Raw genomic sequence first — 26,944 nt, forward strand, 5'->3', positions numbered from 1 at the left:
ACGAGAGGAACGCCATGTCCCAGCCGGACATCACCACGCATCGACCGCAGGGTGAGAAGAAGAACATGTCGCTGCTGATCAGGGGCTCCCTGTGGATCGCCATCGGCGCTCTCATCGCCGCGGCCCTCGTGTGCGTCATCTGGGTGCTCATCGGTGACCAAGACGGTCTGATCGGTCGTGCGTTCCTCACGATCCTGCTGCTGGCGGCGTTCGCGGGAATCGCGATCCTCGAGGCCGGGTTGGCGCCGAACCGCCCCGACTGGCTGCAGCTGGCGAGCATGGTGAGCTGGATCGTCGCCCTCCTCGTCGGCGCCGTGAAGATCTGGCTCCCGGAGGACGGGTTCTACTTCGGCGCCGAGCGCTTCTTCCAGCTGCTCCTCGTGATCGGCATCCTCCAGCTGGCACTGCTGCACGTGCGCCTGTTCACGCCGGCAGCGCAGCGATACGTCACGACCTTCACCCGAGTGATCTACATCGTGACGGTCACTTTCCTCGTCGGTCTCGTCGGCATGCTCGTGTTCTTCCTCGCCTTCCCCCACACGTTCCACTACGGCGAGCTGTATTGGCGCATCGTGGTCGCACTCACGATCCTCGTGGCCGTTGGCACCACGCTGATCCCGCTGCTCAATGCGCTCTTCGCGCCGAAGAAGAAGACCCCGGCCAACCGTGCCGTCGCGTCGGCGCCGTCGTGGCCGACCTACGCCGATGGCATCACCCCGCTTCCGGCGCTGCCCGATGCATCGCCCGACTGGAACGCCTACTACACCGGGTACCCGACGGTCGCCCCGCCCCAGCAGGCACTCCCGCAAGCGCCCGTCTCGGGGTTCCCCGTCGTGCCGCAGCCCGCGCCGCCGCAGCCCGCGCCGCCGCAGCCCGCTGCGTCTCAGTTCGCGCCGCCGCAGTTCTCGCAGCCCGCAGAGCCCGCGCCTTCGACTCCGGGCGAGCACCCGATGCCCCCTGCCCCGGCCACGCAGATCCCGGCCTCCCCGCAGGAGGCTTCGCAGGCTTTCCCGCCGCCGCCGCCCGCGCCCCGGCAGCCCGAACAGTGACGCTGGAACTCGAACTCCGCGACCTCGCGACCGAGATCGCCGAGGAAGCAGGGCAGCTCGCGCGACTTCGACGACAGGAAGGGGTGCGCCTGGCGGCGACCAAGTCGTCGTTGGCCGACATCGTCACGGACGCAGACCGAGAGGTCGAAGCGCTCATCCGTTCGCGTCTGCGCGCGGCGCGGGCGGACGACGGCTTTCTCGGCGAAGAGACGGGGGCCGAAGCGGGGAGCAGCGGGATCACGTGGATCGTCGACCCCATCGACGGCACCGTCAACTACGCGTACGGCATCCCGGCGTACAACGTGAGCATCGGCGCGGTCCGCGGGGAACCCGATCCCGAGACCTGGGAAGCGCTCGCCGGCGCCGTCAACGCCCCGGCGTTGGGAGAGACCTTCTCAGCGGCGCGAGGTCATGGCGCCTGGTCGAACGGCATTCGTCTCGCGGTGACGGACACGACCCCGGCCGGCGCTCTCCTCGCCACGGGCTTCGGCTACGACCCCGCCACCCACGAAGGCGACATCGCGACCGTGGCGCGGGTCATGCCGATGGCTCGCGATGTGCGACGTATGGGTGCGGCCGCACTCGACCTGGCCTTCGTCGCTGCGGGGCGACTGGACGGTTATTTCGAGCGGGGCCTTCGCCCCTGGGACTTCGCCGCCGGTGCGCTCCTCGTCGAGGAAGCCGGAGGCGTGGTGTCCCGAACGGATGTCGACTCTCCGCGCCCGATGCTGGTGGCGGGAGGAGTCGATGTGCACGCCCGACTGCTCGCGATCCTCGCGGAGAATCCGTGAACGATTCATGGCATTCTCAGCCTGGTCACGGTAGGGTTTACCCGATCGTTACTTTCATCACCCGAAGGTGAAAGTCAAAGTTTGCGCCCCCGAGCACGACGCACGACCGAGAGAAACGCTTTGCCCCTCGAGAACTCCCAGGCTGCCTCTGCGCCCACGCGCCGATCCAGCCGACTCCGCACTGCGGCCTCCGAGGCCCCCGCGGCGGGACCGACGGCACCCCTTTCTGCCGCTGATTCCACTGCCGTCGCCCTCGCTGCTGTCGCCCCCCTTTCCCGACGCGCCGCCCGTCAGCGGCCGGCACCCGACGAGGTGGTCACGGAAGCGCTGATCGAGCCTTTCGTCGCCACGAACTCGGAGCCGGTGATCGCCGATGTTCCCGCGGTTCCTGTCGCCTCGGAGCCGGTCGAGGCTCCTGCGGCTCCGGTCCGCGAAACCGGTGAGGTCGGGCGTGGACCGGCGGTCGAAGCCGACGCGTTCGAGCGCGCTTCCCGTGCCTTCCGCGCGACAGGTGCGGTTCCGACGGTTTCCACGGCTGAGCGCTCGCCGTCCGCAGCGAGTTCGGACGCTGAGTCTGTCGTCCCCTCGCATGTGGCCCCTCGTCGCCCCCGCAACCTCCGCAAGGTGGTCACGGTCGGAGCAACCGTCGGTGTGATGAGCCTCGCAGGGCTTCTCGCGGTGTCCATGACGCTCCCCGCGGAGGCGGTCGCCGGTGTGCGGGGCGGTTCGGCCGCATCCATGTCGTTGGTCTCCGCTGCTGCCGCCGACTCGAAGGACGAGGCCGAGGACGAGATCCAGGCTTTCGTCGCACCGTCCGGCGTTGAGAGCGTCCCGCTCTCCCGCTCCGATGACTTCAGCACGGTCTCGCTCGCCGAGGTCGCTGCCGAGCAGGGCATCAACTACTCGGGTGAGATCTTCACGAACGACCCCGACGCCGCCATCCAGTGGCCGTTCCTCGTCGGTGTCGGCATGAGCTACGGCTATGGGATGCGCAGCGGCCGCCTCCACGAGGGCATCGACTTCGTGCCGGGCAACGGTGCGCCGATCCAGGCCATCGCCGACGGCACTGTCCGCATCGCCACAGAGCAGGGCGGGGCCTTCGGGGTCACGGTCTACATCGACCACGTCATCGACGGCCAGGTCATCACGAGCCACTACTCGCACATGCAGTACGGCTCCCTCAACGTCAAGGCCGGCGACACCGTCAAGGTCGGAACGATCGTCGGCAAGACGGGTAACACGGGTCGTTCCTACGGCGCTCACCTGCACTTCGAGCTCATCGTCAACGGAACGACCATCGACCCGATGCCGTGGCTCAAGGCGAACGCCGGTCGATCGTCGCTGACCGCGGAGGAGTGACCGGCTCGATTTCATGAGGACGCCACAGTAATGGTATTCTCGTACGGTTGCCCCGCGAGGGGCAGCACGCCCCGATAGCTCAGTGGCAGAGCACTTCCATGGTAAGGAAGGGGTCGTCAGTTCAATCCTGACTCGGGGCTCGCAAGCATTCTTCTCACGCGGACGGATGCCTCGCGGCAGGGTAGCTCAGCTGGTTAGAGCGCACGACTCATAATCGTGAGGTCGCGGGTTCAAGCCCCGCTCCTGCTACAGATGAAAACCCCCGGATTCCCGGGGGTTTCGTCGTTCACGGGGGGCAGCGCGTCGAAGCTCAGTCGCGGGACTGGCGCGCCGGTTGGAGCCCACCGATCGGCGAATCAGCCTCGCCGTTGACGTACATGTAGCCATCGATGATGTCCGCGGATCGCCCTCGGCCGAGCCATGCGTCGATGCCGTCGCAGGCGTTCTCCGTCTGGGGGAGGAGCGTCTCCAGCTCGATCCTTCCCGCCGAATCCTGCGACCAGCGGCCGCTCAGATCGTTGCACCCGTCGCTGCCCGTGACGGTCCCGTCGGGACTGAACGACAAGAACGTCGCTCCGTCGACGCTCGCCTCCCAGCCCCCGACGGGGTCGGGGAGTGGCGGAGTCGTCTCGGCGGGAACCTCACCGTTCGCGATCCTGTCGTTGCGCGCGTACATGGGGGCGAGCCCGGCTTGGAAGACGGCGCTGGTGGTGATGGCCGACACCAGCACGAGGACCACGCCGAGCAGGGGAGCCCAGTAGGCGGGCTTTCTCCGATGCCGGAGCGTGAACGCGGCCACGATCGCCGCGATGACCGAGGCAGCGACCGCCCACGGGAAGACGGCGCGGGCGCCGAAAGCGACTGCCAGGTCGCAATCGCCTTCGCAGCCGACGGCGCTGAACGACTCGAGGATCTGCGCGACGTACGCCGCGACGACGAGCAACGGAACGAGCAACCAGAGGGCGACGGCGAGTGCGGAGCGGTGCGCACGGTCGCGATGGGCAGGTTCCGGATCCTCGACGGTCATGTCCCTGAGGGTATGGCGGAGTGCCGAGACGGACCGCAGGCGCGACGCGTGTCGTCGGCGCGGTGATGGCACGTCTCGGCTACGACGCGGCAGAGGTCGTGGTCGCCGTCGGCGAGGAGTCGACCCGCTTCGCCGTGGGGGATCGCGTGTTCTACGCCGGGCAGATCGATCGCTCGGGCACGAACGCGCGGTTCCACCTGGTGGACGAGAGCATCGTCGGCCATGCTCCTCGCACGCTGTCGGTCGCCGAGGCGGCCGCACTGCCGCTGATGGTCATCACCGCGTGGGAGAGCCTGTTCGACCGCCTGGCGCTCACCCGCGAAAGCACGGGAGTGCTCCTGGTGATCGGCGCGGCAGGAGGCGTCGGCGCGCTGATCATCCAGCTCGCGAAGGCCCTCACGCGTCTCGAGGTCATCGCCGTGGCCTCGCGCCCGGAGACGGCGGAGTGGGTGCGTCAGATGGGGGCCGACCACGTCGTTGGCCGTGACTTCGCCGGCGAGGTGTCGGCGCTCGCCCCCGCCGGCGTCGACTACGTGTTCACCTCGTTCACTCCCGGCAACGTCAGGGCGATCGCCGACGTGATCCGTCCGCGCGGACGGGTCGTCTCCATCGACGAGACCGGGGGCAGCATCGACGCGCTCAAGGCGAAGAGCGTGACCTGGCACTGGGAGCTCATGTTCACGAGGCCCGTCACCGATCCCTCCGACCACTACCAGCACGACCTCCTGGAGAGCGTCGCGAAGCTGGTGGATTCGGGCACGCTCCGCACCACTCTGACGACCCACCTCACTCCGCTGGACGCCGCGACCATGCGTCGGGCCCACGAGATCGTGGAGGCCTCCCGGACGATCGGCAAGGTCGTCGTCACCGACTGGCCAGAGGCGGAACGCCCCTAGCGCTGCGGTGCGTCGAAGGCCGGACCCACGTCTCCCGCCGTAGCGTCTGCGACGCCGACACGTCCGCGGATGAAGAACAGCAGCACGAGACCGACCACGATCACGGCGGGGTTTCCGAGCCCAGCCAGCGTCGAGACCGGACCCTCGACCGGATAGGCCGTGTGGAGGAAGATACTCGGATCGGTGCTGGCGTGCAGCAGGATAGGCGCGATGAGAGTGCCGGTGACCCGCATGGCGAGGTACATGCAGATTCCGAAAGCGAAGGTGTAGACCACCTGGAACGCGGTGGCGAACAGCGATTGACCGCTGAGCAGGTTCCCGGAATGGAGTCCGGCGAACACCGCGGCCGAGATCACGGCGACGACGATCTCGCGGTATCCGGCCTTGCGCAGCATGTTCACGACGAGACCGCGAGTGAGCACCTCTTCGGCGAAACCGATGAAGACGCCGGCGAGCAGCCAGGTCGCGACCACCTGGAACCCGGCCTCGCCGTAGTCGATGCTGAGCAGGTGCAGGACGTTGAACAGCAGCACGACCACGATCGCGATCCACATCCAGCCGCGGCCCGTGATCGGCTGCCGTCTGAAGAGTTCGCCGAGCCAGCTGACCGACGCGGCGAAGCCGACCAGGAGCAGACAACCGACGAGAACGGGAAGTGCGTATAAGACCAGGATGCCGGTGGGGCCCGTCGGGTCGTCGATCTGTGCCGCGAGCGGAGTGAAGGCGAGCGACAGTCCGTTGTAGAGCACGAAGTAGACGGCCGCGAGAAGGAGTGCGCGCCACCAGCCGCCCTTCTCCCAGAATCTCTTCCAAGGGGTGCCGGTCGCGGCGGCGGGGGCGGGTGCGGTCATGAGAGCTCCAGGGCTCGGGGGGACGGTTCTCCCGATCAGTGTGGCGCAGCCGCAGGCACCGCGTCCATCCGCCTGGTCATCGCGGGCGCGTCCCGCGCCCTGCTCTCCCCGTCGGCGGAGGTAGACGAGGGATCGGGATCGGGCGGGTGGCGCGCGAGGTGTCGTGGAAGCGCTGGACAGCGGTGAGCACGTCGTTCACGGACGAGTAGCGCAGGGCGAGGGGGAGGTCACGCAGCCAGAGCACTTCGACCTCTGTCGGCGCATCCTCATAGACGCGGCACACGACCCGCCGGTGATCTACGTCCGGGTATTGCAGATCGACGATGGCCCAATCCGTGGCGCTGACCTGCTCGAGAGCGAACCGTGGGTCTGGTACGCGATCCATCATTCTCCTGACTGTCCCCACGATGAAGCATGCCCGCAGGTGAGCCGGGGCGGGAGCCCCTTGACAGACGGCGGCCCCTGCTCCAGAGGGGGCAGGGGCCGCCGTGTTCACCGAGCTGGCGTGTTCATCGAGCTGGCGGTGTCGAGTCAGACTCCTCCGGTGCGCCAGACGACGCGACTGCAGCTCCCGACCATTCGACGCCTCGTTGCTCGGCCTCCAGACGCTCCGCTTCCTCTCCGCTGATGGCCTCGCCCCTGGCCACGAGCCCCGCGGTGTCCGACAGCGGGATCTGCTTCAGGAACAGCGAGAGCAGCAGCGCGAGGGCGATGAACGGCACGAGATACCAGAAGACCGGGGCGAGGGCATCCGCATACGCGGTGACGATGCCGTCGCGCACCTCGTCCGGCAGGGAGTTGAGCGTGGAAGGGTCGATCGTCGATGCGGCCTCTGAGGCGGCATCGGGCGATGCGCCGGCGCCGGCGAAGACCCCGAGCAGGTTCTCGGTGAGGCGAGTGGTGAAGATGGTGCCGAAGACCGCGGTGCCGAGAGACGCGCCGACCTCCCGGAAGTAGTTGTTCGTGCTGGTCGCGGTGCCGATCTCACCCGCCGGAACCGCGTTCTGCACGACCAGCACCACGACCTGCATGATGAGGCCGAGCCCCGCTCCGAACACGAACAGGAACACGCAGATCAGCCAGATGGGAGTCGACGCCGAGAGTGTGGTCATCGCGACCATGGCGATACCGGTGATGATCGTGCCGAGGATCGGATAGATCTTGTACCTGCCGGTCTTCGAGATCGCGATCCCGGAGAAGATCGACGTGCCCATGAGGCCGACCATCATGGGGATCATCAGCAGACCGGATTCCGCCGCAGAGGTGCCGGAGGACATCTGCAGGAACGTCGGCACGAATCCGATCGCCGCGAACATGCCGATTCCGAGCACCAGTCCGATCGCGGTGGCGTTCACGAAGATCGGGTTGCGGAACAGGCTCAGCGGGATGATCGGGTCCTGCACGCGCGATTCGGTGATCACGAACGCCGTCGCCGCGACGATCAGCCCGGCACCCCATGCCCAGGTCGCGAGCGAGTCCCATCCGAACTCCTTGTCACCGCCGAAGTCGGTGAAGAAGATGAGGCACGTCGTGGCGATCGAGAGGAAGATGACCCCGAAGATGTCGATCGGCTTCTCGGCCTTCTTGCTCGGGAGCTTGAGGGCGATGAGGGCGATGATGAAGGCCGCGATCCCCACCGGGATGTTGATGTAGAACGCCCACTGCCAGGTCAGGTGATCCACGAAGTAGCCGCCGAGGAGAGGGCCGGCCACGGCCGAGAGGCCGAAGACCGCCCCGAGGGGACCCATGTACTTGCCACGCTCGTTGGCGGGCACGATGTCGGCGATGATCGCCTGGGACAGGATCATCAGGCCGCCGCCGCCGAGACCCTGCAGGGCGCGGAACACGACGAACATCCAGAAGTCCGTGGCGAACGCGCAGCCGACGGATGCCAGCGTGAACAGTGCGATCGCGACGAGGAACAGGTTGCGCCGGCCCAGCACGTCGCCGAACTTGCCGTAGATGGGCATCACGATCGTGGTGGCGAGCAGGTAGGCGGTGGTGATCCACACCTGGTGGTCGACGCCGCCGAGCTGTCCGACGATCGTCGGCATGGCGGTGGACACGATGGTCTGGTCGAGGCTGGAGAGCAGCATTCCCGCGATGAGAGCGCTGAAGATGATCCAGATGCGGCGCTTCGTGAGCAGGAACGGCGCATCCTTCGTGGCGGTGGCGGACATTCAACGGGCTTTCTGTGACGGTGCGTAGAGCGAGCGGGCGAGGTCGAGGCGTCGCGCGATGAGATCGGCGAACGGCTCGGGGGACTGGTGGTGCAGGAGCTGGTCCATGCTCATGCGCACGAGCGCGCCGACGGTGTGCACGACCACCTCGGCGCGGAGTTCGGCATCATCGCCGCCCTCGGTGCGACGGAGGATCAGGGTCTGGTCACGGCGCTCGTTCTTGGCGAGCTGTTCGAAGGCCGCCTTCAGCAGCCGCGGCTCCTGCTCGACCACGGCGAACATCGCCGGGGCATCATCGACCGGGTTGAAGAGCTCGAAGCGACGGATCGTCAGCTGGATGAAGTCGTCGAGGAGGTCTCCGCGCTGCGTGGCGAACTCCTCCTCGAGAGCTTCCTGGCGGGAATCGATCGTCGCGAAGCCGAAGACCGCGTTCTCCTTGCTCTCGAAGTAGTTGAAGAACGTGCGCCGCGAGACTCCGACCTCGGCGCATAGCTCCTCGACCGTGAATCCCGCGAACCCCTTCTCCGTGGTCAACCGGCGTGCGGCATCGGTGAGGGCTCGGGAGGTCTCCCGCTTGCGCTGTTCCCGCAAGGATTCTGCACTGTCGCTCATAGAGTGCAATATTGCACTTCGAAGCTTGGAGTGCACTGTGAAGTGCTCGTATCCGTTGTCGGCGACTTTCTTCGGATCGATTTGTGACATCCGCTGCTCGCGATCCGTCCTAGTCATAGCGTCGCCGACCGCGACCGGCGCCCCTACGGGCAGAACACGGATGAAGGAGCTCATGATGGCGAACACGACTCCGGGCACGCAGCCCGAGATCCACGTCGAAGCACCGCTGCAGGGGGCTGCAGTGGGCACGACGACGATCGAGGATGCGGTGGTCGCGAAGATCGCCGGCATCGCCGCGCGGGATGTCGACGGGGTTCATGCGCTCGGCGGGGGCGCCGCGCGCATGGTGGGAGCCATCCGGGATGCCTTCAACACGACCGACCTCTCGCAGGGAGTGTCCGTCGCGGTCGGCGAGGCGCAGATCACCGTCGACATCACGATCGTCGCCGAGTATCCGGTCGCCCTGCAGAAGGTCGCCGACGAGGTCAGGGCGGCTATCCATCGAGACCTCGTCGAGCTGGCAGGGGCGGACCTCGTCGAGGTCAACGTCACGATCGACGATGTGCACGTCCCCTCGGACGACGTCGAGGGCGAGACCGCTGTGGCAGCGAGCGAGTAGTCGCCACATCCAAGACACGGCTCCGAGACCCGGGGCCGTAACGAGAAAGGGAGAAGAAATGAGCGCTGAAGACAAGATCAAGGCCACAGCCGAGAAGGTCGCCGGAAAGGCCAAGGAGACCGTGGGCAAGGTCATCAACGATGACAAGCTCGTCGCCGAGGGCAAGGCCGAGCAGGCCAAGGGCAACGTGCGCGACGCTGCGGAGGACGTGAAGGACGCGTTCAAGAAGTAGGCGGGACCGGGGGAGAGGCCGCACCGCCTCTCCCCGATCCCTCACAGGCGGGTGAGACATGATCCGATCCGATGGGGCATCTGTTCCGAATTCCTTCGGGGATCGGATCGAGGGGTGGGGTAGATGGAGAAGGAACGCTTTCGGACAGCGCTCGAGGATGCGGACGACGGCATCGTCGCCGGACGGGCGATGGATGGGGACGTCGAGGCGTTCGCCGTCTTGGTACGCAGGTATACGCCGATGATGCGTGCCTATACGCAGCGGATGCTGAACGCCTCCGCCGACGTCGATGACATCGTGCAGGAGTCCTTCGTGGTCGCGTGGCAGCGGTTCGGCGAGCTCGAGGATCCGGCGAAGGTCAAGAGCTGGCTGATGCGGATCGTCAGCCGGAAGGCGGTCGACCGCATCCGTGCGGTCCGCCCGGCCGTCGACATCGACTCGATCGACCGACCGGCACCTCTTCATGCGGCACCGTCCGCGGTCGTCGAGGCTCGCGCCGGTGTCGCAGCCCTCGGTGCTGCTCTGCGGGAGCTGCCCGACGCCCAACGCGAGTGCTGGGTGCTTCGCGAGATCGGCGGCTACACCTATGAGGAGATCTCGGAGCAGTTGGACATCCCGATCTCCACGGCGCGCGGCCTGCTGGCCCGCGCCAGAAAATACATGATCGTACGGATGGAGGAGTGGCGATGACCGACGACAGGGACGCGCCTGAAATCCGCAGACTCGGACTCGAGCCCACCGACCTCGACGGGCACACCCTGGACGAGCTCACCGACTACCTCGACGCCGGAAGACGCCCGGCCGACCGTTCCATCGACGAGTCGCCCGGGTGTCAGCTGGCCTTGGATGCGCTTGAGCGTCTGCGAGGGCTCGGCGCGGAGCTGCTCGCTGCGGAAGCCGCAGCCGAACCCGAGGTCGATGACAGCTGGGTCGACCGCATCCTGAGCGGCATCGCGATGGATGCGCGGGCCGGACGCCGCATCCCCTTCGAATCGCCCGATCCGAAGGCGGATCTCGCCATCACCGAGGGAGCCGTTCGCGGTCTCGTGCGCTCCTCGGAAGACGCCGTTCCCGGTCTCCTCATCGGCCGGTGCCGGCTGGAGGGCGATGTGACCCGGCCCGGGGCCCCGATCCGCGTCGGGATCGATGCGAGCGCGCTGCATGGACAGCCGATCCCGAAGGTCGCGGACGAACTTCGAGCCGAAGTGGATCGTCGCCTTCGCGCGCACACCGAACTGAACGTGGTCGCGATCGACATCGCGATCCGAGACATCAGAGAGGTGTCGTCGTGAGCGGGGGAGACGTGAGTGGGGGAGACGTGATGCAGGCGGAGGAGCGCGAGGAACTCGCTGCGGCGATCGAGGCGACCCTGCGATCGACCCCGGGGGTGCGAAGTGTCTACAGATCGGGATCTGTGATCTCTCAGCTGTTGCGACTGGGCGCTGAGGCCATCGGCGCGCGAAAGGACGATGAGCCCAGGGTCTCGGTGATCGTCGCCGACGGCGGGGTGGTGGTCGAGGCGACACTCGGGGTCGAGTCCACGGCGAGATCGGGTGACATCCTCCACGCCGGGCACGGGGCCGTCGACGCGCTGCTCGACGCCCGAGGCCTGCGGCACGAGAGCATCACCCTCACGGTCGCGCATGTGCAGCCGGCTGAACGCCCTCAGGTGCCTGCGACCTCCTGAGGCACGGAACCACCGAGTGCCGCCGTCCGGGGGGACGGCGGCACTCGGTCTTGCGGGGCCGATCAGGCGGAGGCGGCGCGGAGTCCCTCGACGAGCGGGGTCGTGGGGCGCCCGATGAGGCGAGCGAGCGTGCCGTCGGTATCGGCGAGCGCGCCGTCCTTGATGCCGGCGTCGAGGGCGGCGACGAATCCAGCCGTCCCCTCGTCGAGCCCGGCCTCGCGGAGCGCGGCGACCTGGTCGTCGTGGTCGAGCGCGACGAACGCGACTTCGCGTCCCGTGACCTCGGCGATGGCAGCAGCGAGATCGGTGTAGTTCCAGGCGACATCGCCGCCGAGCTCGTAGACCTCACCGACGTGTCCGTCCTCGAGCGCGACGACGGCTGCGGCCTCGGCGAAGTCCTTGCGGCTCGCGGAAGCCACCCGCCCTTCTCCCGTGCCGGCGGCGAGCACACCCGTCTCCGCGGCGCGGGCGAGGTCCGCGACATAGTTCTCGGTGTACCAGTTGTTGCGCAGGATCACGGCGGGCAACCCGGCCGCGGCGATGAGCTCTTCCGTCGCCTTGTGTTCGGGGGCCAGGATCAGGTCGCTCGTCGTGGCCTTCGGAGCGCTCGTGTAGACGAACTTGGAGACGCCGGCCGCCTTCGCGGCATCGATGACCGCCCGGTGCTGCGGGACCCGCTGGCCGACCTCGGAGCCGGATACCAGGATGACCGTGTCGACGCCTTCGAGTGCGGACGCGATCGATGCGGGGTCGGTGTAGTCGAGGTGCGCGACGCGAACGCCGAGGTCCGCGGCCTTGGCGGTGTCGCGGGCGCCTGCCACGATCGACTGGGGGTCGGCGCCGCGCTCGAGCAGGCTGGCGATGATGAGGCGGCCGAGGTTGCCGGTCGCACCGGTGACGAGGATGGTCATGAGGGTCCTTTCGTAAGTGACACCCACGACAACCCGCGATCGGGTGTTCGGCATTCCGATCTGACGGTACCCACTTTGAAGTAAGGTACCCACATGACGGTTAGTTTCGCGCAGATAAAGGAATCGACTCCGTTCGTGTTCGACCAGAATTGCGGCACGCGTGTCGTCCTGGATCACATCATGAGCAAGTGGGGAGTGCTCGTGCTCTCCTGCCTGTCCGACGGCACCCACCGCTGGGGCGCCCTCCGCAGGGAGGTCGACGGCATCAGCGAGAAGATGCTGGCCTCGACGCTGCGGACGCTCGCCGATGACGGCCTGGTGCACCGGGAATCCCTTCCGACCGTCCCTCCGCACGTGGAGTACAGTCTGACCCCGCTGGGGCGTGACCTGATGGAGCGCATGCTGCCGCTGATGGAGTGGGTGGCTGACCACGCCGACGGCATGCTCGAAAGAGGCTGAATCTGCGGATTCCGTCGTGAGCTCCACTTCTTTGCTTCGGATTCATGCTGTCTGAGAAAGCCGTTGACGCGAGAACCGTTGTGGCTCTACTGTTCTGACATGGCAGCAACGACGCCGATTCATCTGGAACGACCCGACGGCAAGGGTCTGGCCGCCGGCACTCTGGGACTCTGGGGATCGACCGTGATCGGTCTCGCCTCGACAGCACCGGTGTACTCGCTCGTGGCGACGCTCGGCTTCGTGGTGCTCGCGGTGGGGGCGCAGGCTCCGATCGCGTTCATCATCGCCTTCGTCCCGATGCTCCTGATCGCCTTCGCGTACCGCGAGCTCAACAACGCCGTCCCCGACTGCGGCACGACGTTCACCTGGGGAACCAAGGCGTTCGGTCCCTGGGTGGGCTGGATGGGCGGGTGGGGAGTCGCCGTCGCGGGAATGGTCGTGCTGGCCAACCTCGCGCAGATCGCCTCGGTCTACTTCTGGTCGCTGATCGGACAGGATCTGGAGAACAACGACTGGCGCGTCGTCGTCGTCGCCGTGCTCTTCATCGCGGCGATGACCTGGGTCAGCTGGCGCGGCGTCGAGATCGGCGAGCGCATCCAGAACATCCTCCTCGCGGTCCAATACCTGGCACTGGCGATCTTCATCGTCGCGGCGCTGTGGCAGTTCTTCGACGGCACGGCTCCGAACGCGACGCCTTTCGACTGGGAGTGGATGAACCCGTTCGCGTTCACCGACTGGTCGGGCTTCACGGAGGCGATCCTTCTGGCGCTGTTCATCTACTGGGGGTGGGACACCTGCCTCGCGCTCAACGAGGAGACCAAGGACCCGAAGCGCATCCCCGGACGCGCCGCGCTGCTGACCACCGTGATCCTGCTGTTCACGTACGTCGCGGTGACCATCGCCGCGATGATGTACGCCGGACTCGGCGAGGACGGCACGGGCCTGGGCAACGAGGCGAACGCCGACGACTTCTTCCTCGCGATCAAGGACGGGTTGCTCGGTCCGTTCGGCTGGGTGCTGGTGGTGTCCGTGATCATCTCGGCCATCTCGTCGACCCAGACCACGATCCTGCCGACCGCCCGGGGAACGCTCGCCATGGGTGTCTACCGCGCCCTGCCCGCCAGGTTCAAGGAGGTGCACCCGACGTACAAGACGCCGTCGTTCTCGACCATCGTCATGGGTGTGGTCGCCTCCGTCTACTACGTCGGGATGACGCTGATCAGCGACAACATCCTGCAGGACTCGATCCTGTCCCTCGGTCTCGCGATCGCGTTCTACTACGCCATCACCGGCTTCGCGTGCGTGTGGTACTTCCGCAAGGACCTCACCTCGTCCGCGCGCGAGTTCTTCTTCAAGGGGCTGTTCCCGCTGCTGGGCGGGCTCATGCTCGCGTGGGCGTTCATCCAGTCGGCCATCGACATGTGGGATGTCGACTACGGATACACGGTCCTGTTCGGTATCGGCGGCACGTTCGTGATCGGCGTCGGCTCGTTGGCATTCGGTCTGGTGCTGATGTTCGTCTGGTACCTCTTCCCGCGCTCGAAGCGCTTCTTCCGTGGCGAGAGCCTGAACCGCGACACCGAGGTGATGGTCCCGGACGAGCCTGCCGTGACCATCCGGTCGATCGACGGAGGCATCTGAGGATGGCGGTCGCGACGGCGGACCTCTACGACGAGCTCGGGGAGGAGATCCAGTCGCTCTCGCTGCAACTGCGCTCCTTCGGCCGGCGGTCGGCGTTCGACGGGCCGATCCGCACCGTGCGCTGCTTCGAGGACAACGCGCTGGTGAAGGCGGTGCTGGCGACTCCCGGTGCGGGCGCGGTCCTGGTCGTCGACGGCGCTGGATCGCTGGAGACGGCACTGATGGGCGACCTGATCGCGGCGTCCGCCGTGGCGAACGACTGGGCCGGGGTCGTGATCAATGGCGCCATCCGCGACAGTGTCGCCATCGATGCCCTCGAGCTGGGGGTCAAGGCCCTGGGGACGAATCCGCGCAAGAGCGCGAAGCTCGGAGCCGGTGAGACCGATGTCGCGCTCGTGATCGAGGGTGTGGTGTTCCGGCCGGGGGCGCATCTCTACAGCGATCGGGACGGAATCCTGGTCGAACGGTGAACGCCGCCTGAAGTCCGGCGGTCTCGGTGTCCTAGGCTTGCTGCGTGCGCATCCGGCTCGACATCGCCTACGACGGCACCCATTTCCGAGGGTGGGCGAAGCAGCCGACTCTGCGCACGGTGCAGGGCACGCTGGAAGCCGCCCTCGCGCGCATCGTGGGCTCGGACGTGCAGTTCGTGGTGGCAGGTCGCACGGATGCCGGCGTGCACGCGAGCGGCCAGGTCGCGCACGTCGACCTCGACGAGAAGCAGTGGTCGCGCATCGAAGCCCGGCAGGGGCGGGCGCCGTCGGAGCCCGCCGAGACCATCGCGGGCCGCATGCGGGGTGTGCTCGGTGCGTACTCGGATGTGACCGTCACGCGGTCGTCGATCGCCCCCGAGGGGTTCGACGCGCGGTTCTCTGCGGTCTGGCGTCGCTATCGCTATCGTCTCGCCGACGGACAGGCCGGGTACGACCCGCTGCGGCGCCACGACACGACCCTCGTCCGCGGCCGCCTCGACGAGCGCGCGATGGATGCCGCGGCGCGGACGCTGATCGGACTGCACGACTTCGCGGCGTACTGCAAGCCTCGGGAAGAGGCGACGACGATCCGCACACTGCTCGACTACCGCTGGGAGCGCGATGCCGACGGCGTGCTCGTCGCGGAGGTCAAGGCCGACGCGTTCTGCCACAGCATGGTGCGCGCACTCGTCGGGGCCTGCGTCGCCGTGGGGGAGGGGCGCCTCGATGTCGACGACCTCGTGGTGCTGCGCGATGCGCTCACCCGCACCAGCGAGTTCAAGGTGCTGGCCGCGCGGGGATTGATCCTCACCGAGGTCGGGTACCCCGCCGACGAGCTGCTGTCGTCGCGAGCGATCCAGACGCGCGCGCGTCGAGACCGCGACTGACGCGCGCCTCGAGCAGGGGGCATGCGGCGCAATACCGCAGACGAGTCACGGTGTGCAACCCGGAGCAGATGCACAGCGGGCCGGAGTAGCGTGGAACGGTCATGAAGGTCATCTCGTACAACCTCCAGAAGCATCGAGCCGCGGGTGAGCTCGTGACTCTGGTGCGCGAGCACGATCCCGACATCCTCTGTCTGCAGGAGTGCGACGTCCCCGCGCTGCCGACGCAGATCGGCGACCTCGTGCTCGCCGACGCCACCCAGGGCAACCGTCTCGGACTCGCACTCTTCTATCGCGCGAGCACGTTCCACCTGCAGGCGATCCGCATGCTCGGACTCAAGAAATCCCTGCACGACCGGATCGCGAAACCCGCACACGAACGCGTTCTCGGTGCGCGATTGCGCGACATCGACGACGGCCAGGACTTCATCGTCGCCTCCTTCCACGCCGCTCCGCTGACCGCGTTGAACTCCCTGCGCCGTCACCAGATCCGCGCCGCGCTCTCCGAGCTCGCCGCGCTCGGAGAGGGCCTGCCCCAGCTGATGGTCGGTGACTACAACTATCCGATCTTCAAGGAGAACCTCGGTCAGGCCGTGCGCGACCACGGTTACGCGCTCTCCCTCAGCGACGACCACACGTACACGCGCTACCGGGTGTTCCGGGGCCATTACGACTTCGCCACGTCGACGGGCTTCGAGATCGAGCGCATCACGACCCTGCCGCAGGGGGCGAGCGATCACCGTCCGATCCTCGTCACGGTCAAGCCCGACTGAGCCGCGGTTTGGGCATACGGCACCGGTGGCGTATGATTTCCCTTTGGTGCCTTTCCCGTCCGCGGAGAAAGCGCATCGTCCGAACGTGAGCCCTCCACTGGCGTGTTCCTCCCTGTCGGGAAGAACCACCCCGGAGTGGGATTCACGAACTTCTCCGTTCGACACAAGAAAGCAGCACTATCGTGACGCGCACTTACACTCCCAAGGCTGGCGAAGTCCAGCGCGATTGGGTCGTCATCGACGCCACCGACGTCGTTCTCGGCCGTCTGGCTTCGCACGCCGCTACGCTCCTGCGTGGCAAGCACAAGCCGACCTTCGCCAACCACATCGACTCGGGTGACTTCGTCATCATCGTGAACGCCGACAAGGTCGCGCTCACCGGTCAGAAGCTCCAGAAGAAGATGGCCTACCGCCACTCGGGTTACCCGGGCGGCCTGAAGTCCGTCACCTACGCCGAGCTCCTCGAGAAGAACCCGGTCCGCGCTGTCGAGAAGGCCATCCGTGGCATGCTCCCCAAGAACAGCATCGGCCGCCAGCAGCTGTCCAAGCTCAAGGTGTACGTCGGTGCCGAGCACCCGCACGCCGCGCAGCAGCCGACGCCGTACACCCTCGACCAGGTCGCCCAGTAAGCGCCGTAAGACTTAAGGACATACTCGTGGCTGACATCCAGGACACCACCGAAACCCCCCAGAACTTCTCGACGTCGACTCCCGAGACCGACGCGGTCGAGGCGGCTCCCCGCCCCGTCCTCAGCGTCCCGGGTGCCGCTGTCGGCCGTCGCAAGCAGGCCATCGCCCGCGTGCGCATCGTCCCCGGCTCGGGCACGATCACGGTCAACGGCCGCACGATCGAGGACTACTTCCCGAACAAGCTGCACCAGCAGCTGATCAACGACCCGTTCACCGTGCTGAACCTCGCCGGTGCATACGACGTCATCGCGCGCATCTCCGGCGGAGGCCCCTCGGGCCAGGCCGGTGCGCTTCGCCTCGGCATCGCCCGCTCGCTGAACGGCATCGACGAGGAGAACAACCGTCCGACCCTGAAGAAGGCCGGCTTCCTCTCGCGCGACGCTCGCGTCAAGGAGCGCAAGAAGGCTGGACTCAAGAAGGCCCGTAAGGCGCCTCAGTACTCGAAGCGTTAAGGTCAACTGCTCCGATGCCGATCTTTGGCACGGACGGTGTGCGAGGACTCGCCAATGGCATCCTCACCGCCGACCTGGCGCTCACCCTGGCCCAGGCGACTGCTGTCGTCCTGGGCCAGGGCCGTACTGCGGAGGCACGCAAGGCCGAAGGCAAGCGGCTGACCGCAGTCGTGGCCCGCGACCCCAGGGTCTCCGGGCACTTCATCGCGGCGTCCGTCGCTGCCGGTCTCGCCTCCTCGGGAGTGGACGTGCTCGAGGCGGGGGTCATTCCGACACCCGCGCTCGCCTTCCTCGTCGCCGACCGTGACGCCGACTTCGGTGTGATGATCTCCGCATCGCACAACGCCGCTCCCGACAACGGGATCAAGATCTTCGCCCGCGGGGGCCGCAAGCTCCCCGACGAGGTCGAGCGGCGCATCGAAGAGGCCATGTCCGGCGAGAAGTTGCGCCCGACGGGCGCCGGGGTGGGACGCATCGACCGGTTCTCCGACGCGGAGGACCGCTACGTCATGCATCTTCTCGGCTCGCTCCCGAACCGCCTCGACGGTATCCACGTGGTGCTCGACTGCGCCCACGGCGCCGCCTCAGGAGTCTCTCCTGAGACGTTCCGGGATGCGGGCGCCGAGGTCACCGTCATCGGCGCCGACCCTGACGGCTGGAACATCAACGACGGCGTCGGCTCGACCCATCTCGACAATCTCGCCGAGGCCGTCGTGCGCCTCGGCGCCGACATCGGGATCGCCCACGACGGCGACGCCGATCGCTGCCTTGCCGTCGACGCCGAGGGCAACCACATCGACGGCGACCAGATCATGGCCATCCTCGCGGTGTCCATGAAGGAGCGCGGGCACCTCACCGACGACACCCTCGTCGCGACGGTGATGAGCAACCTCGGTCTGCACGTCGCCATGCGCGAGCACGGCATCACGGTACGGCAGACCGCTGTCGGCGACCGCTACGTGCTCGAAGACATGAACGAGGGCGGCTACGCGCTCGGCGGTGAGCAGTCCGGTCACGTGATCATGAGCGAGTTCGCCACCACGGGCGACGGGATCCTCACCGGCCTGCACCTGGTCGCCGAGATGGCGCGGCAGCAGAAGTCGATCGCAGAGCTCGCGTCGGTGATGACGGTCTACCCGCAGGTGCTCATCAACGTGCGCGACGTCGACAAGGACCGTGTGTCCGAGGACGAGGTCGTGCAGCAGGCTGTGCGCGACATCGAGTCGGAGCTCGGCGATTCCGGAAGGGTGCTGCTGCGCAAGTCCGGAACCGAGCCGCTGGTGCGTGTGATGGTGGAAGCCTCCGACGCGGAATCCGTCCACGCCTACGCCGGTCGCCTCGCCGAGGTCGTGCAGGATCGTCTGTCGCTCTGACCTCGCGACCGAACACGGCCGACCGCTGATCTCAGCGGTCGGCCGTTTCGCGTTCCCCACCGTGCCGAGCGGCGTCGCGATGGGTGCGCAATGCGCGGGGCGTGGCACCGTAGTCCTCCTCGATGGCGCGGCGAAGGCTGATCGGAGAGGCGAAACCTGAGCGCTGCGAGATCTGCTCGACGCTCAGATCGTCGTATCGGCTGTCGGTGAGCAGCGACCGCGCCAGGAGCGTGCGTCGGTGTCTGATCTCGCCCGCGACCGTGTTCTCGACCTCGGCGAAGACCAGCTGGAGCTGGCGGAGGGAGGTCTGCACCTCGCGGGCTACCCGCGCGGGGTTCAGCCCCGGATCGCCGCACTGCTGGGCGATCAGGGCGACCGCTCGGTCGCGCAGGGCGGCGTGAGCTGAGCGCGGTCCGGATACGGCGTCCACGCGGTCGAGCAGCACCGCTCCGCTCATCTCCACGATCAGATGCTCCATCGCATATCGTTCGATCGCGGTCGTCTCGTCATCGACGGCCAGCACCTGCTCGATGAACGCCTGCATCGCCCGATCGAGCGGACGTCGCTCCTCGAGGATCCATGTCGAGGAGGGGAGTGCGGCGACGTATGTCCCGAGCGCGGTGCGGGGAACATAGGCGGCGGTGATGCACCACGTGCCGACACACCGCACGCGCTCCGCGACCCCGGGCGGGGCCACCACGAGCCCGCTCTCGACGGGCATCCACGGACCGTTCTGCTCCTTCGCCGCGAGCCCTGCGGCGTCGACGAAGGCGAAGACCGCGTGGTCGGGGTGAGTCGTGGTGGTGTCGATGGCGAGCTCCGTGGTGCTGCCCTGCAGGGACAACAGGGTCACCGGACCCGACGTCCGCCGCGTCACCAGGAGGGGGACACGTTCATCCACCGCGTGCACGCCATGCGCGCTCAGCTCCGCGGAGTCGATCGTGCTCTCATCTCCAGGACCCACTCAGCACCCCCCCGACGCCGAGCGATCACCTCCCGTCCTCCTCCGTGCGGGCGGGCCGGTGCTCGCTTGATCAGAGGATACCGGCGCGGACCGGGCGGGCAACAGAGGATGTTCATCCGATGTCACGCACCGCTCAACGGGAGGAGTCGCTCCAGTTCAGCTGTTCGATGTAGCGCAGCAGCACGCCTTCGCGCAGCGCCCATGGTGAGACCTCGAGCTCGTCCACGTCGAGGGCGGTCATCGCCGCATGCAGAGACACGCCCGCGGCCACGATCTGGAACGTCCGATCCGGGGTGATGCCGGGCAGCTCCTGTCTGGCGGACGCGGGCAGACGTGCGAGCCGGGGGATCCACGATCCGAGAGCGGTGCGGGGGAGCAGCATCCGTTCGCTCCCCGACCATCCCTGGGCCGGATATCCGACCAATCGGGCCAAGGAACGGATGGCCTTGGACGAGCCCACCACGTGATCGGGGCGGGGGAGAGCGACGAACCTCGGCAGCACCTCCGCGAGCGTCGCCGTCGCGTGCTCGCGCAGTCGTTCCACGTCCGTCTCACCGGGCGGGTCGTTCGGCAGGAACTGTACGGTCATGCGCCCCGCGCCCAGGGGGACCGAGACCGCAGCGTCCGGCAGCTCCTCGGCTCCCGCTGCGATCTCCAGTGAGCCGCCGCCGATGTCGAGCAGCAGGAGCTGACCTGCCGACCAGCCGAACCAGCGACGGACCGCGAGGAAGGTCAGCTCCGCCTCGGTCTCGCCGTCGAGCACCTGGAGACTCTGTCCCAGCGCTGCTTCGATGCGGGCGATGACGTCGGCGCCGTTGCGGGCATCGCGCACCGCGCTCGTCGCCGTGGCGAGCAGGGCATCCACGCGCTCGCTCTCCGCGACCCTTCGGGCCTGCGCGACCGCGGCCTCGAGCGCGACGACGCCCTCCTCCGCGATGGACCCGTCGGGGGTGAGGTAGCGCATGAGGCGCAGCACCGTCCGGTCGCTCGTCGTCGCGAGCGGACGTCCACCGGGGCGGACGTCGGCCGCGAGCATGTGGACGATGTTGGATCCGATATCGAGGACTCCCAGGCGCACGGGATGAGAATACTCTCCCGCGGACATCGCGCCGTGAGCGCGCCGATACGATGGACCCCGTGACCACCGCCGACCCCACGCTGCCGCTGTCTCCGTATCGGGAGATCGGGCGTGCGGAGTGGGCGCGCCTCGCCGCCGGACTCGACCAGCCACTCACGGAGACCGAGGTCGTCGAGCTGCGCGGCATCGGAGATCGCCTCTCGCTCACCGAGGTGCGCGAGGTGTATCTGCCGCTGAGCCGATTGCTCAGCCTGTACGCGACGTCGACGAAGCGACTGGGTGCCGCCACCTCTTCGTTCCTCCAGGAGGACGACACCACCACCCCGTTCGTCGTGGGAGTCGCCGGGTCTGTCGCCGTGGGCAAGTCGACCATCGCGCGCCTGCTGCGCGAACTCATGAGCCGTTGGCCGGGGACCCCGAGGGTGGAACTGGTGACGACCGACGGGTTCCTCTACCCGAACGCGGAGCTCGAGCGCCGCGGCATCATGGACCGCAAGGGCTTCCCCGAGTCCTATGACCGCCGCGCCCTGATCGAGTTCCTGACCGAGGTCAAGAGCGGTGCCGCCGAGGTGCGTGCTCCCTTCTACTCGCACATGCGCTACGACATCGTCCCGGATGCGAACGTGGTGGTGCGCCGCCCCGACGTCGTCATCGTCGAGGGCCTGAACGTGCTGCAGCCGCCGCCCGCGCCGAACGACGTGGCCGTGAGCGACCTCTTCGACTTCTCGATCTTCGTCGACGCCGACACCTCGCATATCGAGAAGTGGTACGTCGATCGCTTCCTCGCCCTTCGTCAGGCCGCGTTCAGCAACCCATCGTCGTACTTCAACGTGTTCGCGCACCTCACCGACGAGGAGGCGATCACCACTGCACTGGGATATTGGAACGAGATCAACATGCCGAACCTCGTCGAGAACGTGATGCCCACCCGGCACCGTGCGCGGCTCGTGCTGCGTAAGGGCGCGGATCACGACGTGGAGAGCGTGCTCCTGCGCAAGCTCTGAGGCGGCCGCCGGCACCCGATTGTACGGACGACTCGCAAAAAACGCGCCTTACTCTTGATCCCATGTGTGGAATCGTCGGATACGTGGGCCCGCGCCCCAGCCAGGACATCCTTCTCGCAGGCCTCGCACGCCTGGAGTATCGCGGATACGACTCTGCGGGTGTCGCGGTCATCGATGGCGACGGCACGCTCGGGATGCGCAAGAAGGCGGGCAAGCTCGCCATCCTGCGCGACTCGCTCGCCGATGCCCCGCTCCCCGACGGCTCGACCGGCATCGGGCACACCCGTTGGGCGACGCATGGGGGTCCGACCGATGGCAACGCGCACCCGCACCTGGCCGATGACGACAAGCTCGCGGTCATCCACAACGGCATCATCGAGAACTTCTCGGCCTTGCGTGACGAGCTCCTCGCCGACGGTGTGGTGTTCCGCAGCGAGACCGACACCGAGGTCGCCGCAGCCCTGCTCGGACGGGAGTACGCCGGCAACGGCGGCGACCTGCAGCTGGCCTTCCGCAGCATCGTGAACCGCCTGGAAGGGGCTTTCACTCTGCTGGCGATGCACCAGGACCACCCGGGCCTCGTCGTCGGCGCTCGTCGCAACTCTCCGCTCGTGATCGGGCTCGGCGAGGGCGAGAACTACCTCGGATCCGACGTCGCCGCCTTCATCGAGCACACCCGCAAGGCGCTCGCGATCGGTCAGGACCAGATCGTCTCGATCACCCCGGACTCCGTGACGGTCACCGACTTCGCCGGCACGCCCGTCGAGCCGGAGCCCTTCGACGTGTCATGGGACGCGGCAGCCGCCGAGAAGGGCGGATGGTCGAGTTTCATGGCCAAGGAGGTCGCTGAGCAGCCCGAGGCGGTGGCGAACACCATCCGCGGCCGCATCCAGGACGGTCAGGTCGTGATCCCGGAGCTCGACGGGCTCGACGAGCTCTTCGTCGGCATCAACCGGGTCATCATCACCGCTTGCGGCACGGCGTCCTACGCGGCGCTGGTGGGCAAGTACGCGATCGAGCAGTGGGCGCGCGTGGCCGTCGACGTCGAGCTCGCACACGAGTTCCGCTACCGTGACCCCGTGATCGGTGCCGACACCCTGGTCGTGTCGATCAGCCAGTCGGGGGAGACGATGGACACCTTGATGGCCGTGAAGTACGCCCGCGAACGCGGTGCACGCACGCTGTCGATCTGCAACACGCAGGGCGCCACCATCCCGCGCGAGTCGGATGCGGTGGTCTACACGCACGCCGGGCCCGAGGTCGCCGTGGCCTCGACCAAGGCGTTCTCGGCACAGATCACCGCCCTCCTGCTGCTGGGGCTGCACATGGGCCGGGTCCGCGGTGCCGTGGCCGACGCCTCGCTCGACGCAGCGGAGCTCGCAGCGCTCCCCGAGAAGATCGCCAAGGTCCTCGACAGCGAGCAGGAGCACGTGACGCAGCTCGCCGGGTGGATGGCGGACACGCGCTCGGTGCTCTTCCTCGGCCGGCACGTGGGGTACCCCATCGCGCTCGAGGGTGCGCTCAAGCTCAAGGAGATCTCCTACATCCACGCGGAGGGCTTCGCCGCCGGCGAGCTCAAGCACGGTCCGATCGCATTGATCGAGCCGGGGCAGCCGGTGTTCGTGCTCGTGCCGTCGCCGCGTCACTCGGCGCTCGTGCATTCCAAGGTCGTCTCGAACATCCAGGAGATCCGCGCGCGCGGTGCCAGGGTGATCGTGATCGCCGAGGAGGGCGACGCGGCCGTGCTGCCGTTCGCCGACGAGGTCATCCGCATCCCGCTCGCCGGCCCGATGTTCGAGCCGCTGCTCGCCGTCGTGCCGCTGCAGATCTTCGCGATGGCCCTGGCCACGGCGAAGGGACTCGACGTCGACCAGCCGCGCAACCTCGCGAAGTCGGTGACGGTCGAGTAGACCGGCCTCCGATTCGCGCGAATGGCTTCGTTTCCAGCGGAAACGGAGCCATTTGGGCGATTTCAACGGGATTCAGGCTCGGTAGGCTGAACGGGTGATCATCGGAACCGGCATCGACCTCGTGGACATCCCGAGGTTCGAGCGGACGATGGAGCGGACGCCGCGACTTCGCGAGCGCCTCTTCGCCCCGTCGGAGCGCACGCTACGTCTGCCTTCCCTCGCCGCGCGCTATGCCGCCAAAGAGGCGTTGATCAAGGCTCTGGGCGGATCCGACGGTGTGCACTGGACCGAGATCGAGATCGCCTCGGAACCCTCCGGTCGCCCGCACTTCGTGCTCTCCGGGTCGACGGCCGCCGTCGTCGAGGAACGGGGCATCCTCACACTGCATCTGACTCTCACCCATGACGCCGGCCTCGCCGCGGCGTTCGTCGTCGCCGAAGGAGCACCGCTGTGACCGTCCCGTTCCGAGAAGCGACCATCGATCTCGATGCCATCGCCGACAACGTGCGGCACTTCCGGCGCCTCACCGGCGTCGAGGTGATCGCCATCGTGAAAGCCAACGCCTACGGTCATGGTGCGGCTTCGGCAGCGGTGGCCGCCCTCTCGGCCGGTGCCACGCGGATCGGCGTCGCCGAGATCCCCGAGGCGCTCGAGCTGCGCAGACAGGGCGTGCACGCGCCGATCATGGCGTGGTTGCATGCGCCGGGGGAGAGGTTCGAGCACGCCGCGGCACAGGACATCGAAGTCGGGATCTCCTCGTTCGATCAGCTCGAGGCAGCCGGCGCGGCAGCCGCTGTCGACCGACCGGTCGGAGTGCACCTGAAGCTCGAGACCGGGCTGTCGCGCAACGGTATCGCCCCGGCGGACTGGGGACGTGTGCTGGCGGAGGCGGCGCGGCTCGAGCGCATCGGGCGCCTGCGCATCGTGGGACTGTTCAGCCATCTCTCCAACACCTCCGTGGACGACGACAGGGCGGCGCTCGCGAAATTCGAAGAGGGGGTCGCCACCGCTGCGTCGTTCGGCGTCCATCCCGAGATCCGACACATCGCCGCCACGGCAGCAGCCATAGACCTGCCCGAGATGCGCCTCGACGCCGTCCGCATCGGCGTGGGACTCTACGGCCTCTCGCCCTTCGACGACCGCAGTTCAGCGGAACTCGGGCTGCGGCCGGCCATGACCCTCCGGGGCGCGATCGCCGCCGTCCGTCGCGTGCCGGCGGGAACCGGAGTCTCCTACGGCTATGACCATCGCACCGACCGCGACACGACCCTGGTGCTCGTTCCTCTCGGCTACGCCGACGGGGTGCCCCGCAACGCCTCGGGGAAGCTTCCGGTCTCGATCGGCGGGCGCCGGTTCCTCAACGTCGGACGGATCGCGATGGATCAGTTCATCGTCGACGTCGGGGACACCCCCGTATCGATCGGGGATGAGGTGGTCCTGTTCGGCGACCCCACCCTCGGGGTGCCCTCGGCTGCGGACTGGGCCGAAGCCGCCGACACCATCAACTACGAGATCGTCACCCGGATCGGCCCCCGGGTGCCTCGGAGGACGTCGTGAGCGTGGATCCCGCCTTCCTCGGCCGCCGGGAGATCGCCACCGCCGAGGAGATGGAGCAGCTGGGTCTGCGCATCGGCGAGCAGCTCGAGGCGGGCGACCTGCTCGTGCTGACCGGTCCTCTCGGCGCGGGGAAGACCACCTTCACCCGCGGTCTCGCCGAGGGGCTGGGGGTGCGCGGACCGGTGCAGAGCCCGACCTTCGTGATCGCCCGCACTCATCCCTCCCTGGTCGGCCGAGCATCACTGGTGCACGTCGACGCCTACCGGCTCGGCTCGGCTGCTGAGCTCGACGACCTCGACCTCGACCTCGACCTCGAGCGGTCCGTCGTGGTGATCGAGTGGGGGCGTGGCATGGCCGAGGAGCTGGCGGACTCGTGGTGGGACATCGAGGTGGAACGGCCCGTCGGAGCGGCGGATGTCGACCCGTCCGAGCTGGATGCCGACGCGCCGCGCTTCGTCACGATCACGCGCGAGAGCGCCTCGTGAGCTCGGGGGACGTCCGCGCCCTGGTCGCCGTGATCATCGAGGACGATCCCGGTGTGCGCTCTCTGCTCGACGAGGTCTTCCTCGCGGCGGGCTTCGAGACGATCCTCACGGGGTCGGGTGTGGACGGTCTCGGGGCCGTCGAGCGGCACCAGCCGGTGATCACGACCCTCGACATCAACCTGCCCGGCATCGACGGCTTCGAGGTGGCGCGGCGCATCCGTCGAGTCAGCGACACCTTCATCATCATGCTCTCGGCGCTCTCCGACGAGTCCGACGTGGTTCTGGGGCTCACCTCCGGTGCCGACGAGTATCTGGTGAAGCCGTTCCGCCCGCGCGAGCTGCGTGCCCGCATCGAGGCGCTCCTGCGTCGTCCTCGACTGCCGGACGTCCGCAGTGCGTCGAGCCTGCGTGCTCCGGTCGAACCCGAGCCCGTGGCCGACGGCGCGACCGTGCTCACCTGGCGTGGGCGGGTGCACCGGGACCTCAGCCTCGACCTCGACACGCGGATGGTCCTGATCGGGCAACGGCGGATCGACCTCACCCCGACCGAGTTCGATCTGCTCGCCGCACTGCTCGAGGCGAAGCAGCGCGTATGCAGCAAGGCCGAGCTCGCCCGGGGGTTGCGCGGCCTTCCCCCGGGCTCGAGCGACTACGTGAGCGAGCCGGACAAGCGCGCGATCGAGACGCACATCGCCAACCTGCGGCGAAAGCTCGGTGACAGCACGAGCGCCCCTCGCTACGTCGAGACCGTGCGCGGGGTCGGCTACCGCCTGACCCCCGCAACGATCGAAACGAACTGACCGGGGCGGAGCCGCGGCTCCCCAGCCGCGGCCCCGGATGCCTGCGAATCCCCACTCGCCTGGCCCCGGCGTCTGCGTTGTTCCCCAGTCGCAGTTTCGGCCCCACTCAGAATGCTAGGGGTGCGAGGCCGCCCGAAGAGCGGGCTGCACCGATCTTTGAGTAATCTTGCGGGAAAGCTGAGGATCGACCG

At 67.8% G+C, this 26,944-nt stretch carries 31 protein-coding genes and 2 tRNA genes; 25 read left to right on the forward strand and 8 right to left on the reverse strand.

Going from position 1 to position 26,944, the window contains the following annotated elements:
• The first annotated feature begins 14 nt into the window (after positions 1–14).
• From ABRP18_RS04465 to ABRP18_RS04485, 5 genes are all read left to right on the forward strand, one after another.
• The gene (locus ABRP18_RS04465; protein ID WP_349885616.1) at positions 15–1,049 is read left to right on the forward strand and encodes a hypothetical protein; all 1,035 of its coding nucleotides are present in this window, start codon (positions 15–17) and stop codon (positions 1,047–1,049) included.
• A complete protein-coding gene (locus ABRP18_RS04470) occupies positions 1,046–1,840 on the forward strand; it encodes an inositol monophosphatase family protein (protein WP_058633247.1) in 795 nt (264 codons plus the stop codon). Before ABRP18_RS04465 ends, ABRP18_RS04470 begins: the two co-directional genes overlap by 4 nt.
• 120 nt (positions 1,841–1,960) lie before the next feature.
• Complete coding sequence (locus ABRP18_RS04475; protein ID WP_061017767.1) at positions 1,961–3,199, forward strand: M23 family metallopeptidase; 1,239 nt, start codon at positions 1,961–1,963, stop codon at positions 3,197–3,199.
• Between the two features lie 68 nt (positions 3,200–3,267).
• Positions 3,268–3,339: transfer RNA gene (locus tag ABRP18_RS04480), tRNA-Thr, on the forward strand.
• Between the two features lie 35 nt (positions 3,340–3,374).
• Positions 3,375–3,448: transfer RNA gene (locus ABRP18_RS04485), tRNA-Met, on the forward strand.
• Positions 3,449–3,509: 61 nt separating this feature from the next.
• On the opposite strand, the gene ABRP18_RS04490 is transcribed toward ABRP18_RS04485, so the two are convergent.
• A complete protein-coding gene (locus ABRP18_RS04490) occupies positions 3,510–4,226 on the reverse strand; it encodes an META domain-containing protein (protein WP_141370376.1) in 717 nt (238 codons plus the stop codon).
• 20 nt (positions 4,227–4,246) lie between these two features.
• Here ABRP18_RS04490 and ABRP18_RS04495 point away from each other — a divergent pair, with 20 nt between their 5' ends.
• Complete coding sequence (locus ABRP18_RS04495) at positions 4,247–5,122, forward strand: zinc-binding alcohol dehydrogenase family protein (protein WP_349885617.1); 876 nt, start codon at positions 4,247–4,249, stop codon at positions 5,120–5,122.
• On the opposite strand, the gene ABRP18_RS04500 is transcribed toward ABRP18_RS04495, so the two are convergent.
• The 4 genes from ABRP18_RS04500 to ABRP18_RS04515 form a co-directional block, all read right to left on the reverse strand.
• Positions 5,119–5,973 (reverse strand): CPBP family intramembrane glutamic endopeptidase, encoded by an 855-nt coding sequence (locus ABRP18_RS04500; protein WP_193762304.1) that lies wholly within the window; start codon positions 5,971–5,973, stop codon positions 5,119–5,121. The two genes, ABRP18_RS04495 and ABRP18_RS04500, sit on opposite strands and share 4 nt — an antisense overlap.
• 76 nt (positions 5,974–6,049) lie before the next feature.
• Positions 6,050–6,358, reverse strand: coding sequence for a hypothetical protein (locus ABRP18_RS04505; RefSeq protein WP_113680868.1), 309 nt, complete (start codon positions 6,356–6,358; stop codon positions 6,050–6,052).
• Between the two features lie 124 nt (positions 6,359–6,482).
• Entirely contained in the window at positions 6,483–8,153 is a 1,671-nt protein-coding gene (locus ABRP18_RS04510) for an MDR family MFS transporter (protein WP_349885618.1), read from the reverse strand.
• The gene (locus ABRP18_RS04515; protein ID WP_193762306.1) at positions 8,154–8,765 is read right to left on the reverse strand and encodes a TetR/AcrR family transcriptional regulator; all 612 of its coding nucleotides are present in this window, start codon (positions 8,763–8,765) and stop codon (positions 8,154–8,156) included. It lies immediately after the preceding gene.
• Positions 8,766–8,940: 175 nt separating this feature from the next.
• Between ABRP18_RS04515 and ABRP18_RS04520 the strand changes: the two genes are divergently transcribed.
• The 5 genes from ABRP18_RS04520 to ABRP18_RS04540 all read left to right on the forward strand — a co-directional run bounded on the left by ABRP18_RS04520 (position 8,941) and on the right by ABRP18_RS04540 (position 11,303).
• Entirely contained in the window at positions 8,941–9,384 is a 444-nt protein-coding gene (locus ABRP18_RS04520) for an Asp23/Gls24 family envelope stress response protein (protein WP_082682755.1), read from the forward strand.
• A gap of 58 nt (positions 9,385–9,442) precedes the next feature.
• Positions 9,443–9,616 carry a CsbD family protein gene (locus ABRP18_RS04525; RefSeq protein ID WP_045263668.1) on the forward strand — a complete coding sequence of 58 codons (174 nt, stop codon included), beginning with the start codon at positions 9,443–9,445 and terminating at the stop codon, positions 9,614–9,616.
• Positions 9,617–9,739: 123 nt separating this feature from the next.
• On the forward strand, positions 9,740–10,306 hold the full coding sequence (locus ABRP18_RS04530; protein ID WP_349885619.1) for an RNA polymerase sigma factor: 567 nt from the start codon (positions 9,740–9,742) through the stop codon (positions 10,304–10,306).
• Positions 10,303–10,908: an Asp23/Gls24 family envelope stress response protein gene (locus tag ABRP18_RS04535; protein WP_046747443.1), complete on the forward strand. Its 606-nt coding sequence runs from the start codon at positions 10,303–10,305 to the stop codon at positions 10,906–10,908. The genes ABRP18_RS04530 and ABRP18_RS04535 overlap by 4 nt, the downstream gene beginning before the upstream one ends.
• Complete coding sequence (locus ABRP18_RS04540; protein ID WP_349885620.1) at positions 10,905–11,303, forward strand: hypothetical protein; 399 nt, start codon at positions 10,905–10,907, stop codon at positions 11,301–11,303. Before ABRP18_RS04535 ends, ABRP18_RS04540 begins: the two co-directional genes overlap by 4 nt.
• A gap of 62 nt (positions 11,304–11,365) precedes the next feature.
• On the opposite strand, the gene ABRP18_RS04545 is transcribed toward ABRP18_RS04540, so the two are convergent.
• Positions 11,366–12,214 carry an SDR family oxidoreductase gene (locus tag ABRP18_RS04545; protein WP_349885621.1) on the reverse strand — a complete coding sequence of 283 codons (849 nt, stop codon included), beginning with the start codon at positions 12,212–12,214 and terminating at the stop codon, positions 11,366–11,368.
• 93 nt (positions 12,215–12,307) lie between these two features.
• Here ABRP18_RS04545 and ABRP18_RS04550 point away from each other — a divergent pair, with 93 nt between their 5' ends.
• The 8 genes from ABRP18_RS04550 to glmM all read left to right on the forward strand — a co-directional run bounded on the left by ABRP18_RS04550 (position 12,308) and on the right by glmM (position 18,955).
• The gene (locus tag ABRP18_RS04550; RefSeq protein ID WP_045263673.1) at positions 12,308–12,673 is read left to right on the forward strand and encodes a helix-turn-helix domain-containing protein; all 366 of its coding nucleotides are present in this window, start codon (positions 12,308–12,310) and stop codon (positions 12,671–12,673) included.
• A 99-nt stretch (positions 12,674–12,772) separates the two neighbouring features.
• Entirely contained in the window at positions 12,773–14,314 is a 1,542-nt protein-coding gene (locus ABRP18_RS04555) for an APC family permease (protein ID WP_349885622.1), read from the forward strand.
• A gap of 2 nt (positions 14,315–14,316) precedes the next feature.
• On the forward strand, positions 14,317–14,784 hold the full coding sequence (gene rraA, locus ABRP18_RS04560) for a ribonuclease E activity regulator RraA (protein WP_046747361.1): 468 nt from the start codon (positions 14,317–14,319) through the stop codon (positions 14,782–14,784).
• A 44-nt stretch (positions 14,785–14,828) separates the two neighbouring features.
• On the forward strand, positions 14,829–15,671 hold the full coding sequence (gene truA, locus ABRP18_RS04565) for a tRNA pseudouridine(38-40) synthase TruA (RefSeq protein WP_046747362.1): 843 nt from the start codon (positions 14,829–14,831) through the stop codon (positions 15,669–15,671).
• A gap of 101 nt (positions 15,672–15,772) precedes the next feature.
• Positions 15,773–16,441 (forward strand): endonuclease/exonuclease/phosphatase family protein, encoded by a 669-nt coding sequence (locus tag ABRP18_RS04570; RefSeq protein ID WP_058632688.1) that lies wholly within the window; start codon positions 15,773–15,775, stop codon positions 16,439–16,441.
• Positions 16,442–16,623: 182 nt separating this feature from the next.
• Positions 16,624–17,070, forward strand: a complete 447-nt coding sequence (gene rplM / locus ABRP18_RS04575) for a 50S ribosomal protein L13 (protein WP_046747364.1) — start codon at positions 16,624–16,626, stop codon at positions 17,068–17,070.
• A gap of 26 nt (positions 17,071–17,096) precedes the next feature.
• Complete coding sequence (gene rpsI / locus ABRP18_RS04580) at positions 17,097–17,582, forward strand: 30S ribosomal protein S9 (protein ID WP_045263679.1); 486 nt, start codon at positions 17,097–17,099, stop codon at positions 17,580–17,582.
• A gap of 14 nt (positions 17,583–17,596) precedes the next feature.
• A complete protein-coding gene (gene glmM / locus ABRP18_RS04585) occupies positions 17,597–18,955 on the forward strand; it encodes a phosphoglucosamine mutase (RefSeq protein WP_058632689.1) in 1,359 nt (452 codons plus the stop codon).
• 31 nt (positions 18,956–18,986) lie between these two features.
• On the opposite strand, the gene ABRP18_RS04590 is transcribed toward glmM, so the two are convergent.
• Both ABRP18_RS04590 and ABRP18_RS04595 read right to left on the reverse strand, forming a co-directional pair.
• Entirely contained in the window at positions 18,987–19,856 is an 870-nt protein-coding gene (locus tag ABRP18_RS04590; protein WP_153002363.1) for a helix-turn-helix domain-containing protein, read from the reverse strand.
• 196 nt (positions 19,857–20,052) lie between these two features.
• Entirely contained in the window at positions 20,053–20,997 is a 945-nt protein-coding gene (locus ABRP18_RS04595) for a Ppx/GppA family phosphatase (RefSeq protein ID WP_349885623.1), read from the reverse strand.
• 50 nt (positions 20,998–21,047) lie between these two features.
• Here ABRP18_RS04595 and coaA point away from each other — a divergent pair, with 50 nt between their 5' ends.
• From coaA to ABRP18_RS04625, 6 genes are all read left to right on the forward strand, one after another.
• Positions 21,048–22,001: a type I pantothenate kinase gene (coaA, locus tag ABRP18_RS04600; protein ID WP_046747367.1), complete on the forward strand. Its 954-nt coding sequence runs from the start codon at positions 21,048–21,050 to the stop codon at positions 21,999–22,001.
• 62 nt (positions 22,002–22,063) lie between these two features.
• Positions 22,064–23,911, forward strand: coding sequence for a glutamine--fructose-6-phosphate transaminase (isomerizing) (gene glmS / locus ABRP18_RS04605; protein WP_113681837.1), 1,848 nt, complete (start codon positions 22,064–22,066; stop codon positions 23,909–23,911).
• Positions 23,912–24,005: 94 nt separating this feature from the next.
• The gene (locus ABRP18_RS04610) at positions 24,006–24,365 is read left to right on the forward strand and encodes a holo-ACP synthase (RefSeq protein WP_017828216.1); all 360 of its coding nucleotides are present in this window, start codon (positions 24,006–24,008) and stop codon (positions 24,363–24,365) included.
• On the forward strand, positions 24,362–25,468 hold the full coding sequence (alr, locus tag ABRP18_RS04615; RefSeq protein ID WP_061018508.1) for an alanine racemase: 1,107 nt from the start codon (positions 24,362–24,364) through the stop codon (positions 25,466–25,468). Before ABRP18_RS04610 ends, alr begins: the two co-directional genes overlap by 4 nt.
• The gene (gene tsaE / locus ABRP18_RS04620) at positions 25,465–25,953 is read left to right on the forward strand and encodes a tRNA (adenosine(37)-N6)-threonylcarbamoyltransferase complex ATPase subunit type 1 TsaE (protein ID WP_058632694.1); all 489 of its coding nucleotides are present in this window, start codon (positions 25,465–25,467) and stop codon (positions 25,951–25,953) included. The genes alr and tsaE overlap by 4 nt, the downstream gene beginning before the upstream one ends.
• On the forward strand, positions 25,950–26,753 hold the full coding sequence (locus ABRP18_RS04625) for a response regulator transcription factor (protein ID WP_061018510.1): 804 nt from the start codon (positions 25,950–25,952) through the stop codon (positions 26,751–26,753). The genes tsaE and ABRP18_RS04625 overlap by 4 nt, the downstream gene beginning before the upstream one ends.
• Positions 26,754–26,944: the final 191 nt, after the last annotated feature.

Source organism: Microbacterium sp. WHRI 7836 (assembly GCF_040223885.2).
GTDB classification, from domain to species: domain Bacteria; phylum Actinomycetota; class Actinomycetes; order Actinomycetales; family Microbacteriaceae; genus Microbacterium; species Microbacterium oxydans.

Excerpts from the sequence above, each read along its gene's own strand:
- ABRP18_RS04530 (WP_349885619.1), top strand. The coding sequence starts at position 9,740 with ATGGAGAAGGAACGCTTTCGGACAGCGCTCGAGGATGCGGACGACGGC.
- ABRP18_RS04505 (WP_113680868.1), bottom strand. The coding sequence starts at position 6,358 with ATGGATCGCGTACCAGACCCACGGTTCGCTCTCGAGCAGGTCAGCGCC.
- ABRP18_RS04490 (WP_141370376.1), bottom strand. The coding sequence starts at position 4,226 with ATGACCGTCGAGGATCCGGAACCTGCCCATCGCGACCGTGCGCACCGC.
- ABRP18_RS04555 (WP_349885622.1), top strand. The coding sequence starts at position 12,773 with ATGGCAGCAACGACGCCGATTCATCTGGAACGACCCGACGGCAAGGGT.
- ABRP18_RS04515 (WP_193762306.1), bottom strand. The coding sequence starts at position 8,765 with ATGAGCGACAGTGCAGAATCCTTGCGGGAACAGCGCAAGCGGGAGACC.
- coaA (WP_046747367.1), top strand. The coding sequence starts at position 21,048 with ATGGACCCCGTGACCACCGCCGACCCCACGCTGCCGCTGTCTCCGTAT.
- rraA (WP_046747361.1), top strand. The coding sequence starts at position 14,317 with ATGGCGGTCGCGACGGCGGACCTCTACGACGAGCTCGGGGAGGAGATC.
- ABRP18_RS04570 (WP_058632688.1), top strand. The coding sequence starts at position 15,773 with ATGAAGGTCATCTCGTACAACCTCCAGAAGCATCGAGCCGCGGGTGAG.
- glmS (WP_113681837.1), top strand. The coding sequence starts at position 22,064 with ATGTGTGGAATCGTCGGATACGTGGGCCCGCGCCCCAGCCAGGACATC.
- ABRP18_RS04500 (WP_193762304.1), bottom strand. The coding sequence starts at position 5,973 with ATGACCGCACCCGCCCCCGCCGCCGCGACCGGCACCCCTTGGAAGAGA.
- ABRP18_RS04510 (WP_349885618.1), bottom strand. The coding sequence starts at position 8,153 with ATGTCCGCCACCGCCACGAAGGATGCGCCGTTCCTGCTCACGAAGCGC.
- ABRP18_RS04525 (WP_045263668.1), top strand. The coding sequence starts at position 9,443 with ATGAGCGCTGAAGACAAGATCAAGGCCACAGCCGAGAAGGTCGCCGGA.
- ABRP18_RS04535 (WP_046747443.1), top strand. The coding sequence starts at position 10,303 with ATGACCGACGACAGGGACGCGCCTGAAATCCGCAGACTCGGACTCGAG.
- ABRP18_RS04520 (WP_082682755.1), top strand. The coding sequence starts at position 8,941 with ATGGCGAACACGACTCCGGGCACGCAGCCCGAGATCCACGTCGAAGCA.
- ABRP18_RS04465 (WP_349885616.1), top strand. The coding sequence starts at position 15 with ATGTCCCAGCCGGACATCACCACGCATCGACCGCAGGGTGAGAAGAAG.
- glmM (WP_058632689.1), top strand. The coding sequence starts at position 17,597 with ATGCCGATCTTTGGCACGGACGGTGTGCGAGGACTCGCCAATGGCATC.
- ABRP18_RS04550 (WP_045263673.1), top strand. The coding sequence starts at position 12,308 with ATGACGGTTAGTTTCGCGCAGATAAAGGAATCGACTCCGTTCGTGTTC.
- ABRP18_RS04545 (WP_349885621.1), bottom strand. The coding sequence starts at position 12,214 with ATGACCATCCTCGTCACCGGTGCGACCGGCAACCTCGGCCGCCTCATC.